The organism is Mitsuaria sp. GD03876 (genome assembly GCF_029840635.1).
In the GTDB taxonomy this organism is placed as follows: domain Bacteria; phylum Pseudomonadota; class Gammaproteobacteria; order Burkholderiales; family Burkholderiaceae_C; genus Roseateles.
In genome coordinates this window covers 87,615-103,517 of record NZ_JAOCCU010000011.1, presented here as the reverse complement: position 1 = coordinate 103,517, position 15,903 = coordinate 87,615, and the positions used below count along the sequence as shown (strand labels likewise).

Here is a 15,903-nt window from a genome sequence, read left to right as displayed (position 1 = left end):
CGCCATGAAGACTCCCGCTCGCCTTCTTTCCCGCCCGCTTGCCGGCTGGGCCGCCGCGGCGGCGATCGCCGCGCTGGGCCTCGCCGCTGGCGCGGCTCAGGCCACGCCGGTCGCCATCGACGTGACCGGCGCGCAGAGCGTCAACCTGCTCGGGGAAGCCGGCAACACGGTCTGGTTCATCGATGTCGGCGCCAACGCGAGCTTGAACGCGCTGTCCTGGGCCCTGGATCTGGAGGCCTTCTCGCCCAGCGTGCTGGCGGAGATGCAGGTGAGCTTCGGCAACTCGAGCGGCCTGGACCTGGTCACCTTCACGCCGGGCGGCGCGGACTTCGCCAGCGGGCTGGGCAGCTACGCGGGCTCGATGGACCTGGGAGGACTGGGCCTGGGCGTCGGCGCGGACGGGCTGCTGCGGGTGGAGTTCAGCGAGGCCTACAAGGACTTCGCGATGGGCGTCGCCGAAGGGCAATGGCTGGGCGGCACCCTGACCTTCGATGTCACGGCCGCCGCCGCGGTGCCGGAGCCGGCGACCGCGTTGCTGGCGTTGCTGGGGCTGGGCGTGATGGGCGCGCAGGTGCGTCGGGGTCGCGGCGCCACCGGCTGACCGTTTCGACTCCCCCGCCTGGGCGCCTCGCACGCGTCGATGGGTCATGGCACCGACTTCCCAGGCGCTAGAGTGCGTCACGGGGAGAAAAAATGACTCGCGATCTGCCGGAGCGGAACAACTTCGACCTTGTCCGATTCACGCTGGCGATGATGGTCTGCCTGGTGCACGCCGGGCAATTGCCGGGGATGCCGGAGCTGCAAATGCTCGCAGCGCGCCACGCGTTGGCGACCGAGGTGGCCGTGCCGGCATTCTTCGCCGTGAGCGGGCTGCTGATCATGCGCAGCTATGAGCGCAGCCGCGGCTTCTGGCCCTACCTCGAGAAGCGCGCGCGGCGCATCCTGCCGGGCTACCTGCTGGTGGTGCTGGGCGCGGCCCTGGCGCTGGGCCCGCTGAGCAGCGCGCCGGCCTTCTACTTCACGCGGGACTGGTGGGCCTACCTCGGCGCCAACCTGTCGACGCTGGGTTTCCTGCACCCGACGCTGCCGGGCGTTTTCGACACGCATGTGGTGCCGGCTGTCAACGGCGCGCTCTGGACCATCAAGATCGAGATCGCCTTCTACCTGCTGGCGCCGCTGCTGGTGATGGCCCAGCGCCGCATCGGCGCACCCGCGCTCATCGGGCTGGTGTTCCTGCTGTCGACGTTCTGGGCGATGACGATGCGCAGCCCGTTCGCCCACCAGTTGCCAGGCCAACTGCGGTACTTCATGGTGGGCGCCGCCTTCTACTACGGCTGGCCGTGGATCCAGCCGCGGCTGTTGCAGGTGGGTGCGGCAGCTGCCACGCTGCTGCTGGCACACCAGGTCGCGCCCCTCGGCCCGCTGTACCCGATCGCCATCGGCGGCGCAGTCCTGGCCTTCGCCTTGGCGCCCAGCGTGGGCGACTTTGGCCAGCACGGGGACTTCTCCTACGGCATCTACATCCTGCACTTCCCGATCGTGCAAGTGCTGATCGAGTTGGGCGCCTTCCAGCGATCGCCATGGGGCGGCGTGTTCGCCGCGGTCGTTCTGACGCTCGGAATGGCGGTGCCGCTGTGGCATCTCGTCGAAGCCCCGGTCCTGGGTCGGCGACACCGCCGACCTGCCCATTTGCACTCGCTGACAGGCCCTGGGCCAGGCTGAGCCTGCGCGAACAAAAAAGGACTCGCTCCGCGAGTCCTTGAACATGCCTCAACGCTCTACAACTGAAAGCTAGTCAAGGATTGGGATGATCGCTTGCAATGCCCTCTTGGCCGGATTCGGCCTAGGAATTGGAGGGATGGGGACGATCTCCAGCCTCGTGAAGAACCTGATCGTCGCGCTGCCTCCATCGTCCCAACCTTCCGCGATCACCCGATAGGACCCGACAGGAAGATTTGGAAATGCAAACGAATTGGCACCTCGCATTTCGTAATGGAGAGGATCCGGCCGCCTGGCGACGGAAATATCCAAATTCCCAAGAAGAAGATGCCCCGGCTCAATATATATTCGCAGCGGCATCGGATTGATGCTCGGAAAACATTCTATTGTCATGGGATTGCCAGGCTGAGCGAACAACGAAACGTTGACGCGCAGCGTACTAGCCTCCCCGGGCGTGTACTCCACCGGCCCAGCAATTCCAGTAGACATCGAATATATACAGGCGTTCTGCGCTTTCGCTGGCGTCACTGCCAGGGCACCTAGTAGCGCGACTAGCAATGACGGCATCGTGGCCGACTTAAACATTCTTCCTATCAGCGAGCCGTAACCAGCTTGCTTAGGCATTCGACACCTCGAGGTCAAAGAGTTGGCAAGCGCCGTTAACTCTCTGAGCCTCCTCGTACGCCCGCGCGCGCACCGTCTTTGGAAGGGAGAACCCGAGCATGGCGGTGGCATGATTTGCCTTGCCAGCCGCAGTGGCAGGATCAACCCACAACCGGTTCCCGCAAGTTCCGCCGATGGGATAGTCAAAGGAAATATAGATCAAGCCGGATTCAACTTTGATTGACTGAACCCAGTTCCCATTGCCGCCAACCAGCGCTGCGTGAGCAGCCGAGCAAGCAAACACACACGCGACGGCAAACGATGCTTTAGAGATGGTGGAAAGAAGGTGCTTCATGGAGTCCCTGGTGTGAATAATTGAGTGAACGCCCGAATAATTCAGGCAAGGGATTCTGCCACGCCATTCGTTATGGATCTGCGGCAACATTCCAGGACAGATTGGAAGTGGGACGCCATGTGCCACGCCGCCAGTCATCACGACTTCGGCTCGACCTGGAGAATGGTGCACAAGACGCTGCGGCGGCGCCTTCGGCCCCCAGGAGTTGGGAGGCGCCGCTGAGATGCACGGGCTCGACGGAAGTCGTCGACAAATGCGGGAACGACGATGCGGAAATGACGTCGAGCGGGCGTAAAAAAGCCAACCCTAGGGTTGGCTTAGTGCGTTGATTTGCAACGCTTTTTTTGGAGGAGAGGGGGGGATTCGAACCCCCGAGACGTTTCCGTCCGCCTGATTTCGAGTCAGGTACATTCAACCACTCTGCCACCTCTCCAGGTATTCGGCGCTCGCTGTGGTTGTCAGCGACTAAGCCTAAGAGTATAGCGAGGTTTCACAGGGCTTGGCAACAACCGCGGCGATGTTGTGCGAATGCCGCCGATGTCGCCCGCCACGGACCCGCGGCGCGGACCCCTCGCCTTCCCCCTCAAGCCTTCAGCACATCCTTGCCGCCGAGGTACGGACGCAGCGCCTCCGGCACCGTGATGCTGCCGTCGGCCTGCTGGTAGTTCTCCAGCACCGCCACCAGCGTCCGGCCCACCGCCAGGCCGGAGCCATTGAGCGTGTGCACCAGCTCGTTCTTACCCTGCGCGCTCTTGAAGCGCGCCTGCATCCGGCGCGCCTGGAAGGCGCCCATGTTCGAGCACGAGCTGATCTCGCGGTAGGTGTTCTGCGCCGGCAGCCACACCTCCAGGTCGTAGGTCTTGGTCGAGCCGAAACCCATGTCCCCCGCGCACAGCAGCACGGTGCGATACGGCAGGCCCAGCTTCTGCAGCACGGCCTCGGCGTGGGCGGTCATCTCCTCGAGCGCGGCCATGCTGTGCTCGGGCTGCTCGATGCGGACCATCTCGACCTTGTCGAACTGGTGCTGGCGGATCATGCCGCGCGTGTCGCGCCCGGCCGAGCCGGCCTCCGAGCGGAAGCACGGGCTGTGCGCCGTCAGCTTCACCGGCAGTTCGTCGACGCTCAGCACCCGCTCGCGCACCGAGTTGGTCAGCGAGATCTCCGAGGTCGAGATCAGGTACTGCTCCGCCTGTTCCTCGTCGCCGCCGCGCAGCACCCAGAACATGTCTTCCTTGAACTTGGGCAGCTGGCCGGTGCCCTCGAGGATCTCGCGGTTGACGATGTAGGGCGTGTAGCACTCGGTGTAGCCGTGCTCCGTCGTCTGCATGTCGAGCATGAACTGCGCCAGCGCGCGGTGCAGGCGCGCGACCGGGCCCTTCAGGAACGCGAAGCGCGAGCCCGACAGCTTGGCGCCGGTCTCGAAGTCCAGGCCCAGCGGCGCGCCGAGGTCCACGTGGTCCTTGACGTCGAAATCGAACACGCGCGGCTGGCCCCAGCGGCGCACCTCGACGTTGGCGGTCTCGTCCGCGCCGGCCGGCACGCTGGCGTCGGGCAGGTTGGGCACGCCCATCAGCATCGCGTTGAGCTCTTGCTGGATCGCCTCGAGCTTGTCCGCGCCGGCCTTGAGTTCGTCGGCGATGCCGGCGACCTCGGCCATCACGGCGCTGGCATCCTCGCCCTTGCCCTTGCCCTTGAGCATCCCGACCTGCTTGGACAGCTGGTTGCGGCGCGCCTGCAGTTCCTCGGTGCGGATCTGCAGCTGCTTGCGATCGGTCTCCAGCGCCTTGAAGCGCTCGACGTCCAGGTACGGTTGCGGGTTCTTGCGCAGCTGCAGCCGCTCGATGACGGCGTCCAGGTCCTTGCGCAGCAGGGTGATGTCCAGCATGGTGTGTCTTTCGTGTTCGTTGCCCGCGGCACCCCTCGTCAGCGGGGGCGCGGCGGCGGCATGGGGGATCTCGGTCAGCGCGGGGTCAGCAGGCGGCGCCGAAGGCGGCGGCCGCCGCGGCGATCAAGATCGGCCGCTGGTGACCTCGGCCATCGACTTGTCGCCCAGGCCCATCGGCAGCGGGAAGCGCACGTGCTCCTCGACGCCCGGGAGCGTGCGCACCGTGGTCGCGCCGAGCTCGCGCAGCCGCGCGATCACCGCCTGCACCAGCACGTCCGGCGCCGAGGCGCCCGCGGTCAGGCCCACGCGCGAGCGGCCGTCCAGCCACTCGGCCCGCACGTCCTCGGCCGCGTCGACCATGTAGGCCGGCGTGCCCAGGCGCTCGGCCAGCTCGCGCAGCCGGTTGCTGTTGGAGCTGGTCGGGCTGCCGACCACGATCACGACCTCCACCTGCGGCGCCAGCACCTTGACCGCGTCCTGGCGGTTCTGCGTGGCGTAGCAGATGTCCTGCTTCTTGGGCTCGCGGATCTGCGGGAAATGGCGCTTCACGGCGACCAGGATCTCGGCCGCGTCGTCGACGCTGAGCGTCGTCTGCGTCACGACGGCCAGCTTGGACGGGTCCTTGACCCGCACGTGCGGCACGTCCGACGCCTCCTCGACGAGGTAGATCCCGTCGCTGAGCTGGCCCATCGTGCCCTCGACCTCGGGATGGCCCTTGTGGCCGATCATGATGAACTCGTAGCCCTCGCGGTGCAGCTTGGCGACCTCGACGTGGACCTTGGTCACCAGCGGGCAGGTGGCGTCGAAGATCTGGAAGCCGCGCGCCTGCGCCTCCTGGCGCACCGCCTGGCTGACGCCGTGCGCCGAGAACACCAGCGTCGCGCCCGGGGGCACCTCGGCCAGGTCCTCGATGAAGATCGCGCCCTTGGCCTTCAGGTCGTTGACGACGTAGGTGTTGTGCACGATCTCGTGGCGCACGTAGATCGGCGCGCCGAACTTCTTCAGCGCGCGCTCCACGATCTCGATGGCGCGGTCCACGCCGGCGCAGAAGCCGCGCGGCTCCGCCAGCACGATGTCCTTCATGTTCACGTCCATGGCGGTCATCACAGCACCCCGATCAGCTGCACCTCGAAGCTGACGGGCTGTCCCGCCAACGGGTGGTTGAAGTCGAACAACAGCCAGTCCTCGCCCAGCTCGCGCACCACGCCGGCGTACTGGCCCTGGCCGTCCGGCGTCGGGAACTGCACCACGTCGCCGACGTGGTATTGCTCGTCCGGGTCGCCCAGCTCGCGCATCAGGCTGCGCTTGACGCGCTGCAGCAGCTCGGGGTTGCGCTCGCCGAAGGCCTCGCCCGGCGCCAGCTCGATGCGGGTGTGCGTGCCCTCGTCCAGGCCGATCAGGCGGGCCTCGATGGCGGGCGCCAGTTCGCCGGCGCCCAGCGTCAGCGTGGCCGGCAGCTTGTCGGCGAAGGTGTTGATCAGGTCCTCGCCGTCCGGCCCGCTGAGCCGGTAATGCAAGGTCAGGAACGAGCCGGGTTGGACGGGGTTCACTAGTCAGGGGGATTTTTTGGAACGAGGGGCGATTTTAGGCTGTAGCGCCGTGACCTTTCCTCCGAGCACCGCCATGACCGTCCTCGCCGTCCCGAATGTCCCGAACGCGCTGGCCGCCCTGCCGCCCGAAGCCCGCCCGCGCGAGAAGCTGATCGCGCGCGGCGCGGCGGCCCTGGCCGACGCCGAACTGCTGGCCATCCTGCTGCGCACCGGGCGCCCGGGGCGGCCGGTGCTGAGCCTGTCGCGCGAGGTGCTCGACCGCTGCGGCGGCCTGCGGGCGCTGCTGCGCGCCGAAGGTCCCTCGCTGGAGGGGATCAAGGGCCTCGGCCCGTCCAAGCGCACCACGCTGCTGGCGGTGCTGGAGATCGCCCGGCGCGCGCTGCGGACCGCGCTGGCCGACGGGCCGGTGTTCGAGTCCGCCAGCGCCGTGCGCGACTACCTGCGCCTGGAGTACGACGCCCTGCGCGCCGAGTGCTTCGGCGTGATGTTCCTGGACACCCGCCATCGGCTCATCGCCCTGGAGACGCTGTTCCAGGGCACCCTATCCCATACCATTGCCTATCCCCGCGAGGTGGTGAAGCGCGCGCTGGCCCTGAACGCCGCCGCCGTCATCCTGGTCCACAACCACCCTTCCGGCCACACCGATCCCTCCCCCGAGGACCTCCAGCTCACGCGCGTGATGATCCAGGCGCTGGCGCTGGTGGACGTGAAGGTGCTGGACCATTTCATCGTCGGCGCGGGCGATGCCGTACCGTTGACCGACCTGGGCCTGCTGTGACCGACCGCCTGCGCAGCCTGCAAGACCTGCAGACGCTGCATCGAGAACTGAAGCTCCGCCAGCGCGCGGAGGAAGAACGCCGCGAACGCGAGGCCGCGCTCGGGCGGCTGCGCGAGCAGGAAGCCCGCATCTTCGAGCGCACCGTCGGCGACGTGATCCCGCTGCCCGACGCCAACCGCGTCATCCTCCATCCCGGGCGCCCCGAGCCCGAGCCGCGCCAGCGCGAGCTCGACGAGCGGCTGGCCTGGAAGCAGGCGCTGTCGGACGATTTCGACGTCGACTCGCTGCTCGAGACCGACGAGACGCTGTCCTTCCGCCGCCCGGAGATCTCGGCCGAATCGGTGCGCAAGCTCAGACGCGGCCACTGGACGCTGCAGGCGCAGATCGACCTGCACGGCCTGCGCCGCGACCAGGCGCGCGAGGCGCTGGGCCAGTTCATCCACGACAGCGCCCGGCGCGGCCTGCGCTGCGTGCGCGTGGTCCACGGCAAGGGCAATGGCTCGCCGGGGCGCGAGCCCGTGCTCAAGGCGCGCGTGCGCCGCTGGCTGGTGCAGAAGCAGGAAGTCCTGGCCTTCGTCCAGGCCCGCGCCAGCGATGGCGGCAGCGGCGCGCTGATGGTCCTGCTAAACGCGACCTGAGCGTCTCGCGACCTCGGCCAGCCTTCTCCCGCCTTCTCTCGAGGCCCCTCCCGGAGCTCAACCGTCGAGCTTCGTCGCCCGCGCCTGCGGCGGCCACGCGGGCTTTCCCCTCCCCGTCGCCACGTTGTTTTCCGGAACACGCGATTGCGTCGCCGCGCCCGCGTGGCTAGTCTGCGCCCATGCCGGCGTAGTCGAGAACCGTTCTCAACGACTCTCCCGCTTCCCTCGAAGCGGGGGCTTCGCAACACACCGCCATCGCCACGATGGGGAGGGACCACGCATGTCGATGTCCATGTCCGCCGCACTGTCGTCCACCGCCGGGATCCGCGGCCGGATGCACGCTCCGAACGCCCGCGCCGCCGGGCTGATCCTGGTCGGGATCGTCCACCTGCTGATGGTGGGCGCGCTGGTCAAGGGCTTCCAGCGCCACGTGTCCGAGGCGCCGCCGCCGATCCAGATGCGCGCGATCGACGAGCCGCGGCCCAAGCCTCCGGAGCCCGTCGTGATCGACGTCCCGCCCCCGCCGACGCAGGTGATGCCCAAGGCGATCCAAGTGCCCGTGCCGGAGGTGGCCATCGACTCGACCGTCCCGCCGGTCGTGCGGACCGAGGCGGCGACCGAAGCGCGCGACGACGGCTTCAAGATCGCCGAGACGCGCAAGACCGAGGACCCGCCGGCCAAGCCGGCCCGGGACGCCGTCCAGCCGCCGGGCGCCATCTGCACCCAGATGGCCGCGCCCGAGATGCCGGCGGTCAACTGGAGCGGCGAGGCGCTGTTCCGCGCGGTGGCCGAGGTCCAGGGCGGCCGTGTCGTGGCGGTGCAGATCCAGGCGCTGGGCGGCGCGATGGACGCCCGCACCCGGCGCGCGTTCTCCAACGCGATCGAGGGCACGCTGAAGTCGCGCTACGTCTGCCCGGGCGGCAACCGCTTCCAGCAGGACTTCGCGTTCCGCATGGACTGAGCCCGGCGACGCCGCCATGACAAAGGCGCCGGCACGCATCGCGTGGCCGGCGCCTTGTTCGTCGGAGGGCCCCCGCGAGAGGGCCGCGGTCCCCGCGGCGTCAGTGCAGCAGCAGGCTGCCGAAGGGCGAGACCGGCGTCGTGAACGCCATCAGCAGCCGCTCGGGCCGGAACTCGCCGATCGCGTCGGCGCCTTGCCAGTGGGTCTCGATCGCATGCTCCAGGCCCTTGAGCACACAGAACGACATGAAGGCGTGCTCGGCCTCCTCGCCGTCCATGTCCACATGCTGCAGCCGCACGCAGGCCGCGCGCAGGAAGTTCAGCATCTGGATGGGACTGTCGGTGTCGGGGCAGTAGCCGGCGCAGACCTCGATGTCCTCGCGGGCATCGTCGGACAGCCACAGGCGGCCGTCGTCGATCCGGACATGCAGCAGGTCGGGGTTGGCTTCGATGCCGACCACATCGTCGTCGAGCAGGGTTTCCATGATGGACGCGACAGTAGACGATGCCGCGATCCCCGTGTTCATCGGCCCTGCGACACGACGCCCCGCAGTGTCAGATATGCACGCCGGGCGCGCCGTTTACATCATTTCGGTCCGCCGGGAGGCGAACCGGCGGCCTCAGACGTTGCGCATCCAGTCCGCCGTGTGGGCGAAGGACGCGGCCAGGCGCCGCTGCAGTTCCGGGTCGAGCTCGCATTCGGCCATCGCCTGCGTCATCGCGGCCATCCACTGGTCGCGCTCGGCGATGCCGATGCGGTAGGGCATGTGCCGCGCGCGCAGGCGCGGATGGCCGAAGCGCTCGACGAAGTGATCCGGCCCGCCCAGCCAGCCGCACAGGAACCAGAACAGCTTGTCGCGCGAGCCGTCCAGCGTCGTCGGATGGATCGCGCGCAGCTGCGCGAAACGCGACTCCAGGTCCATCAGGTCGTAGAAGCGGTCGACCAGGCGCCGCACGGCGTCCTCGCCGCCGACCCAGTCGAACGGGGTGGCGGGGGCGGCCCCCGTCGGGGTGGCCTCGGTGCCGTCGACGGCACCGGTCTCGGGGAAATCGGACATCGGGAGAAAGACGGCGGTCAGGGATGACCGGCGGATTGTTCCAGCAGCTTGGACGCGAGGCCCCGGATGCCCTGGGCGGCGTCGCAGCCGGGGTAGTGTTCCAGCAGGAGCTGGCGCTTGAGCACCGCCTGCCGGACCATCGTGTCGTTCTTGACCTCGCCGAGCAGCTCCAGCTTGAACGCCTGCCCCGGCTGCGGGCCGACGAAGCGCTGCAGCACCTGCTGCAGCTGGCCGCAGATCAGCTTGCCCTCGCCGGGCCGGTTGGCCTGGTTGATGATCAGGCGCACCTGGCGGCGCTCCTGCTGCGTGGCCAGCACCTTGATGGTGGCGTACGCGTCCGTCAGCGAGGTGGGTTCCGGCGTCGCGACGACCAGCACGTCATGCGCCATCGAGACCGCGAACAGCACCACGTCGGAGATGCCCGCGCCGGTGTCCAGCAGCACGTAGTCGAAACGCGGGCGCACCACCTCCAGGATGTGCAGCAGCTTGTCGCGCACGTCGGGCGTCAGCCGCGAGTACTCGACCATGCCCGAGCCCGCCAGCAGCACATGGAAGCCGCCCGGGGCCGGCAGGACCGCCTGTTCCAGCGTGCAGCGCTCGGTGAAGACGTCGTGCAGCGTGAGCTTGGGGTGCAGGTTCAGCACCACGTCCAGGTTGGCCAGGCCGAGGTCGGCATCCAGCACCAGCACGCGCTCGCCGCGCGCGGCCAGGGCCGCCGCCAGGTTGGCGGTGACGAAGGTCTTGCCCACGCCGCCCTTGCCGCTCGTGACGGCCAAGGTGCGGGCGCCTCCTCGGGCACTCGGTGCAGCAGGAGCTGTTGTCATGCTCATTCACTATCCTGTTGCGTTACGGCGAACAACATGCCCTTTTCCTCGGCGCTGACCAGCGAGTCCACATGGCTCTCGAGGCAGGCGCGATTGCGGCCTTCGGCCTTGGCACGGTACAGCTGGCGGTCCGCCCGTTCCGTCCAGATCAATGTCGACGACCGCACCCACTGCGGCGCGAAGGCCCCGCCGATGCTGATCGTGCAGGTCAGCGGCGGCTGGCCGTTGCCCATGCTGATGGCCAGCGCCTGCACCCGCTGACGGATGCGCTCGGCCACCACCACCCCCACCGAGGTGGGGCAGTTGGGCAGGATGATGGCGAACTCCTCGCCGCCGATCCGCGCCACCGTGTCCATCGGCCGCACCGTCTGCCCGATCGCCTGGGCGACCGCTCGGATCACCAGGTCGCCGGCGGCGTGGCCGTGCATGTCGTTGACCGCCTTGAAGTGGTCGATGTCCAGCATCAGCAGCAGCGCGGGTTCCCCCGAGCGCGCCACCCGGTCCACCTCCCGCGCCAGCGCCATCTCGAAGCTGCGGCGGTTGACCAGCCCGGTCAGCGCGTCCTTGCTCGAGAGGTCGCACAAGGCATCCAGGATGCCCTGCAGCCAGGCTTCCGAGTACGGCTCCGCGTCGGGCAGCATCGCCCCGGCCTGCTGCAGCAGCTGCAGGGCCAGGTCCAGTCGCAGCGTGTGCGCGGCAATGAGACTGTGCGGAGCGTCCAAGGTCGGGTATGGCAATTTCCGGCGCAGTCTAGCGGCTTCCCCCTCGAATGAGTGCGCAGAAAAGAGGGGTTCCCCCCACCTCTTTCACACATCAAACGGGCCGATAGCAATCAAACTAGCGATTGCCGACAATGGCGGCCATCCGGTGCTACGGCATCTCCACTTCGAAGAAGTCCAAACAGACCCATGCGCCAAGGTCAACCGGTTTCATCTTCGGCCCCGTCGCCGGTCGAGGCGATCGATCACGAGTTCAGCTTCAGCCGCGCCGACTTCGAGCGCGTTCGTCAGCTGATCTACCAGCACGCCGGCATCTCGCTGCACGACGGCAAGCACGCGATGGTCTACAGCCGGCTGTCGCGCCGCCTGCGCGACACCGGCCATCGCAGCTTCGCCGACTACCTCCAATGGCTGGAGAGCGTCAGCGGCCCGCAAGGCGACCAGGAGTGGCAGGAGTTCGTGAACTGCCTGACCACCAACCTGACCTCGTTCTTCCGCGAGGACCACCACTTCGTCTCGCTCCACGACGACCTCAAGGCGCAGCAGGGCAAGCCGATCCGGATCTGGTGCTGCGCGGCGTCCACCGGCGAGGAGCCCTACTCCATCGCGATGACCTGCCAGGAATCGCTGGGCGCGAGCTCGGGCGTCCAGATCGTCTCCAGCGACATCGACACCAACGTGCTCAACACCGCGCGGCGCGGCGTCTACGCGGCGGAGTCGCGCGGCCTGTCGCCGCAGCGGCTCAAGCAGTTCTTCCTGCGCGGCACCGGCGCCAACGAGGGCCGCATCCGCGTCAAGCCGGAGCTGGCGCGCATGATCGAGTTCCGCACGCTGAACCTGATGCACACGTCGTGGTCGCTGGGCGAGCCCTTCCACATCGTGTTCTGCCGCAACGTGATGATCTATTTCGACGCCCCGACGCAGCGCAAGGTGCTGGAGCGCATCCACAAGGTGATGCGTCCGGGCGGGCTGCTGTTCGTCGGGCATTCCGAGAACTTCACCGATTCCCGCGATCTCTTCCGCCTGCGCGGCAAGACGATCTACGAGCGCGTTTAACGGAACACCCCCATGACCCTGCCCTCCGCCTCCTCCGCGATGCAGCAAAGCGCGGCGCTGGCCAGCGCCGGCGCGGCGCGCGTGGCCCAGCTCAAGACGGTGTCGCGCAAGAACGGCGAGGCGTCGTTCTTCTTCTACGACGCGCACTTCAAGAACGCCGCGGTCAAGGTGCTGCCCGGCGAGTACTTCGTCGACAACGACGACCTGCTGGTCATGACGACGCTGGGCTCGTGCATCGCGGCCTGCCTGTGGGACCGCCACGCGCAGATCGGCGGCATGAACCACTTCATGCTGCCCGAGGGCCACGGCGACTCGGGCCGCTACGGCTCGTTCGCGATGGAACTGCTGATCAACGAGATGATGAAGCGCGGCGCCGCCAAGAGCCGCATGGAAGCGAAGATCTTCGGCGGCGGCGCGGTGATCTCCGGCATGAACACGATCAACGTCGGCGAGCGCAACACCAACTTCGTCATCGACTTCCTGAAGCTGGAGCGCATCCCCATCGTGTCCAAGGACGTGATGGACGTGTACCCGCGCAAGGTGTGTTTCCTGCCCAGGAGCGGCAAGGCGATGGTCAAGCGCCTGGCGCCGACCAACACCGATTCGCTGGTGCAGCAGGACAAGGCCGCGGCGCAGCGCGCCCAGCCCGTCGCCAGCAGCGGCGGTTCGATCGACCTGTTCTGAGACAGCCCCGCGCCGCAGGCCCTGGAAGTACCGAGGAGTAAGAAGAAATGGCCAAGACCACCGTCGTCGTCGTCGACGATTCCGCGCTGGTGCGCAGCATCCTGACCGAGATCATCAACCGGCAGCCCGACATGCAGTGCGTCGGCGCGGCCAGCGACCCGCTCGCGGCGCGCGAGATGATCCGCAACCTCAACCCCGACGTCATCACGCTGGACGTCGAGATGCCCAAGATGGACGGGCTGGACTTCCTGCAGCGGCTGATGCGGCTGCGGCCGATGCCCGTCGTGATGGTGTCCACGCTGACCGAGCGCGGCGCGGAGGTCACGCTCAAGGCGCTGGAGCTGGGCGCGGTGGACTTCGTGGCCAAGCCCAAGATCGGCGTGGCCGACGGCATCCGCGCGCTGGCGCAGGACATCACCGACAAGATCCGCATCGCCTCCAAGGCGCACATCCGCCGCCTGAACGCGCCCGCCCCCGGCGCGGCCGCGGCCCCCGGCGCCCCCGCCCCGGCCGGCGGCGCGACGCCGCCGCTCAAGCCCGCCTCGCCGATCGCGAGCCTGGGCCGGCTCTCCACCGAGAAGATCATCTTCATCGGCGCCTCCACCGGCGGCACCGAGGCGACCAAGGACGTGCTGATCAACCTGCCGGCGGACTGCCCCGCGGTCTGCATCACGCAGCACATGCCGCCGGGCTTCACCCGCAGCTACGCCGCGCGGCTGGACAGCCTGTGCAAGATCCGCGTCAAGGAGGCGCAGGACGGCGAGCGCATCCTGCCCGGCCACGGCTACATCGCGCCGGGCGGCTTCCACTTCAGCGTCGAGCGCTCGGGCGCCAACTACATCGCCCGCGTCCAGGACGGCGAGCCGGTGAACCGCCACAAGCCCTCGGTGGAGGTGCTGTTCAACTCCGCCGCGCGCGTCGTCGGCCCCAACGCGCTGGGCATCATGCTGACCGGCATGGGCGCGGACGGCGCCAAGGCGATGAAGGCGATGAAGGACGCCGGCGCCTACAACCTGGTCCAGGACGAGTCGACCTGCGTCGTCTTCGGCATGCCGCGCGAGGCGATCAACGCCGGCGCCGCCGACGAGGTGCTGCCGCTGCACCAGATCGCCACCCGGCTGATCGAGCGGCTGCGCAGCACGGCCGGCATGTCGCTCAACCGCGTCTGATCCGCCTCCGATCCGCGTTTGATCAAGGCCTGACCCCACCCCGGCCCGCCCGCCTGGCGGGCCGTCGACATCCTCGTTTCGAACCCGCCGCCACGCGCTCCCGCACGGAGAAGCGCTGCGAACAGCGTCGCTGCTCGCCAGCCTTGTCCGTCAACCCATGGAGGAGCGCACCATGCGCCTGGCCGGATTCCACGTCGAGAACTTCAAGAGCATCGGCCCGTCGGGCTGCCTGATCCGGATCGACCGGATCGTCGTCCTGATCGGCCGCAACAACGCCGGCAAATCCACGATCCTGGATGCGTACGAGGCGCTCGCCTCGAGCGGGAAGGAGCTCGGCCTGAGCCACTTCCACAACCAGGACCCGAGCGTCCCCATCGTCATCACCGGCTACTTCGACCAGGTCACGCCGGAGGACGAAGAGCGCATCGGCCGGGGCTGGCAGTACCCGCACCCCGAGTTCGGCACCTGCATCGCCTTCCGCTACGTCTGGCGCGCGCCGGACGAGCGCGCCCGCAAGCAGTCCTACAACCCCGGACTGGGCGACTTCGACGACGGCGGGCTGGGCGGCTTCGACTCGATGATCATGAGCCGCATCCCGCAGCCGGTGCGGATCCGGCCGACGGACCCGACCGACACGACGCAGGCCCGGCTGCTGGCGATGCTCAAGGAGCACGTCAAGCTCAGCCTCAAGGCCGACGCCGGCCAGACGCAGGCGGCCTTCGACCAGATCGAGCAGCTCGCGCGCGAGATCTTCGACAGCACGCGGCAGTCCTTCGACGAGCTCTCGGCGCGCATCACGCGCCAGGTCGGCGAGGTCTTCCCGGGCACGACGATCGAGCTGATCCCGCGCTCCAAGGATGCGCTGGACGAGAAGCTGATCGCCGCCGACTCCTACCTGCAGGTGACCCACGGCGGCACCTCGCCGCTGGAGCTGCAGGGCACCGGGCTGCAGCGCGCGCTGCTGTGGTCGACGCTGTCGGTGATGTCCTCGGGCGGCGCCCGAAGGAAAGCGCTGGAGCCCGACGCGCCGCGCATCCTGCTGATCGACGAGCCCGAGGCCTTCCTGCATCCGCCGACGATCCGCGCCGCGCGCGACGCGCTCTACGCCTTCGCGCTGCAGAACCCGGACTGGCAGGTGATCGCGACCACGCACTCGCCGATCTTCATCGACCTGTCCAAGGACCACACGACGATCATCCGCGTCGACAACGCGCCGGGCGCGGCGCGGCACGCGGTCTCGACCGACAAGGTCTCGTTCGACGCGCAGGAACGCGAGCGGCTGAAGATGATCCGGGCCTGCAACCCGGTGGTCAACGAGTTCTTCTTCCACGACGACATCGTGCTGGTCGAGGGCGCGACCGAGCAGATCGCGCTGCTGCACGTGGCGCGCGGCATGGGACGCGAGGTGCACGTCATCAACTGCCTGGGCAAGGCCAACCTGCCGATGTTCGCGCGCATCCTCAACCACTTCCGCGTGCCCTACGCCGTCCTGCACGACGCGGACACGCGCTTCGTGCGCGGCGCCAAGGGCTACCAGCGCAACGCCATGTGGACGATGAACGCCTGCATCCGCGTCGCGGTCAGCGCGGCGGCGATCGGGCGCATCCACGTGCAGTTCCCCCACTTCGAGGGGGAGTACTTCGGCGAGGCGATGAAGGCGGGCAAGGTCGACCGGGTGCTGCGCGCGTTGGACGATCCGGATTCGGAGGACTTCCAGCGCATCGTCGCGGCCCTGGTGCCGATCCTCGCGGGCGAGGCGGCCGGGCAAACGACGCAGCCGGCCTTCGACCGCAAGCTCGACGCCTACCTGACGCAGCGCGTGTCGCCGGGCGACCCGCTCTGGTACCAGCCGGACCTCCAGGCGGCGGAGCTCGACGAGGCCGGGGGCTAGCCCGGAGACCGGCG

At 68.4% G+C, this 15,903-nt stretch carries 17 protein-coding genes and 1 tRNA gene; 9 read left to right on the top strand and 9 right to left on the bottom strand.

Features of this window, described 5'->3' with window-relative positions; translation table 11 throughout:
* The first annotated feature begins 4 nt into the window (after positions 1-4).
* Positions 5-601 carry a PEP-CTERM sorting domain-containing protein gene (locus N5D62_RS09175; RefSeq protein ID WP_279757410.1) on the top strand — a complete coding sequence of 199 codons (597 nt, stop codon included), beginning with the start codon at positions 5-7 and terminating at the stop codon, positions 599-601.
* A gap of 92 nt (positions 602-693) precedes the next feature.
* Positions 694-1,722, top strand: a complete 1,029-nt coding sequence (locus N5D62_RS09170; protein ID WP_279757409.1) for an acyltransferase — start codon at positions 694-696, stop codon at positions 1,720-1,722.
* Between the two features lie 613 nt (positions 1,723-2,335).
* On the opposite strand, the gene N5D62_RS09165 is transcribed toward N5D62_RS09170, so the two are convergent.
* The 5 genes from N5D62_RS09165 to N5D62_RS09145 all read right to left on the bottom strand — a co-directional run bounded on the left by N5D62_RS09165 (position 2,336) and on the right by N5D62_RS09145 (position 6,112).
* Positions 2,336-2,677 carry a hypothetical protein gene (locus tag N5D62_RS09165; RefSeq protein ID WP_279757408.1) on the bottom strand — a complete coding sequence of 114 codons (342 nt, stop codon included), beginning with the start codon at positions 2,675-2,677 and terminating at the stop codon, positions 2,336-2,338.
* A gap of 345 nt (positions 2,678-3,022) precedes the next feature.
* Positions 3,023-3,110 (bottom strand) — tRNA-Ser (locus N5D62_RS09160).
* 150 nt (positions 3,111-3,260) lie between these two features.
* Entirely contained in the window at positions 3,261-4,562 is a 1,302-nt protein-coding gene (gene serS, locus N5D62_RS09155; RefSeq protein WP_279757407.1) for a serine--tRNA ligase, read from the bottom strand.
* 123 nt (positions 4,563-4,685) lie between these two features.
* On the bottom strand, positions 4,686-5,666 hold the full coding sequence (gene ispH, locus N5D62_RS09150) for a 4-hydroxy-3-methylbut-2-enyl diphosphate reductase (protein ID WP_279757406.1): 981 nt from the start codon (positions 5,664-5,666) through the stop codon (positions 4,686-4,688).
* A complete protein-coding gene (locus N5D62_RS09145; RefSeq protein WP_279757404.1) occupies positions 5,666-6,112 on the bottom strand; it encodes an FKBP-type peptidyl-prolyl cis-trans isomerase in 447 nt (148 codons plus the stop codon). The genes ispH and N5D62_RS09145 overlap by 1 nt, the downstream gene beginning before the upstream one ends.
* A gap of 73 nt (positions 6,113-6,185) precedes the next feature.
* Here N5D62_RS09145 and radC point away from each other — a divergent pair, with 73 nt between their 5' ends.
* The 3 genes from radC (at position 6,186) to N5D62_RS09130 (ending at position 8,489) form a co-directional block, all read left to right on the top strand.
* On the top strand, positions 6,186-6,890 hold the full coding sequence (gene radC / locus N5D62_RS09140) for a DNA repair protein RadC (RefSeq protein ID WP_279757403.1): 705 nt from the start codon (positions 6,186-6,188) through the stop codon (positions 6,888-6,890).
* Positions 6,887-7,528 carry a Smr/MutS family protein gene (locus N5D62_RS09135; RefSeq protein WP_279757402.1) on the top strand — a complete coding sequence of 214 codons (642 nt, stop codon included), beginning with the start codon at positions 6,887-6,889 and terminating at the stop codon, positions 7,526-7,528. The genes radC and N5D62_RS09135 overlap by 4 nt, the downstream gene beginning before the upstream one ends.
* Before the next feature lie 292 nt (positions 7,529-7,820).
* Positions 7,821-8,489 (top strand): hypothetical protein, encoded by a 669-nt coding sequence (locus N5D62_RS09130; protein ID WP_279757401.1) that lies wholly within the window; start codon positions 7,821-7,823, stop codon positions 8,487-8,489.
* 100 nt (positions 8,490-8,589) lie between these two features.
* Here the strand turns inward: N5D62_RS09130 and N5D62_RS09125 are convergent, their stop codons facing one another.
* The 4 genes from N5D62_RS09125 to N5D62_RS09110 all read right to left on the bottom strand — a co-directional run bounded on the left by N5D62_RS09125 (position 8,590) and on the right by N5D62_RS09110 (position 11,011).
* On the bottom strand, positions 8,590-8,973 hold the full coding sequence (locus N5D62_RS09125; RefSeq protein WP_279757400.1) for a hypothetical protein: 384 nt from the start codon (positions 8,971-8,973) through the stop codon (positions 8,590-8,592).
* 135 nt (positions 8,974-9,108) lie between these two features.
* Positions 9,109-9,546 (bottom strand): group II truncated hemoglobin, encoded by a 438-nt coding sequence (locus N5D62_RS09120; RefSeq protein ID WP_279757399.1) that lies wholly within the window; start codon positions 9,544-9,546, stop codon positions 9,109-9,111.
* A gap of 17 nt (positions 9,547-9,563) precedes the next feature.
* Positions 9,564-10,376, bottom strand: a complete 813-nt coding sequence (locus tag N5D62_RS09115) for a MinD/ParA family protein (RefSeq protein ID WP_279757398.1) — start codon at positions 10,374-10,376, stop codon at positions 9,564-9,566.
* The gene (locus N5D62_RS09110) at positions 10,373-11,011 is read right to left on the bottom strand and encodes a GGDEF domain-containing protein (protein WP_279757454.1); all 639 of its coding nucleotides are present in this window, start codon (positions 11,009-11,011) and stop codon (positions 10,373-10,375) included. The genes N5D62_RS09115 and N5D62_RS09110 overlap by 4 nt, the downstream gene beginning before the upstream one ends.
* Positions 11,012-11,278: 267 nt before the next feature.
* Between N5D62_RS09110 and N5D62_RS09105 the strand changes: the two genes are divergently transcribed.
* The 4 genes from N5D62_RS09105 to N5D62_RS09090 all read left to right on the top strand — a co-directional run bounded on the left by N5D62_RS09105 (position 11,279) and on the right by N5D62_RS09090 (position 15,889).
* The gene (locus N5D62_RS09105; protein WP_279757397.1) at positions 11,279-12,145 is read left to right on the top strand and encodes a CheR family methyltransferase; all 867 of its coding nucleotides are present in this window, start codon (positions 11,279-11,281) and stop codon (positions 12,143-12,145) included.
* Positions 12,146-12,157: 12 nt separating this feature from the next.
* Positions 12,158-12,829: a chemoreceptor glutamine deamidase CheD gene (gene cheD / locus N5D62_RS09100; protein WP_279757396.1), complete on the top strand. Its 672-nt coding sequence runs from the start codon at positions 12,158-12,160 to the stop codon at positions 12,827-12,829.
* 47 nt (positions 12,830-12,876) lie between these two features.
* Positions 12,877-13,998 carry a chemotaxis response regulator protein-glutamate methylesterase gene (locus N5D62_RS09095; RefSeq protein WP_279757395.1) on the top strand — a complete coding sequence of 374 codons (1,122 nt, stop codon included), beginning with the start codon at positions 12,877-12,879 and terminating at the stop codon, positions 13,996-13,998.
* A gap of 172 nt (positions 13,999-14,170) precedes the next feature.
* On the top strand, positions 14,171-15,889 hold the full coding sequence (locus tag N5D62_RS09090) for an AAA family ATPase (RefSeq protein ID WP_279757393.1): 1,719 nt from the start codon (positions 14,171-14,173) through the stop codon (positions 15,887-15,889).
* Positions 15,890-15,903: the final 14 nt, after the last annotated feature.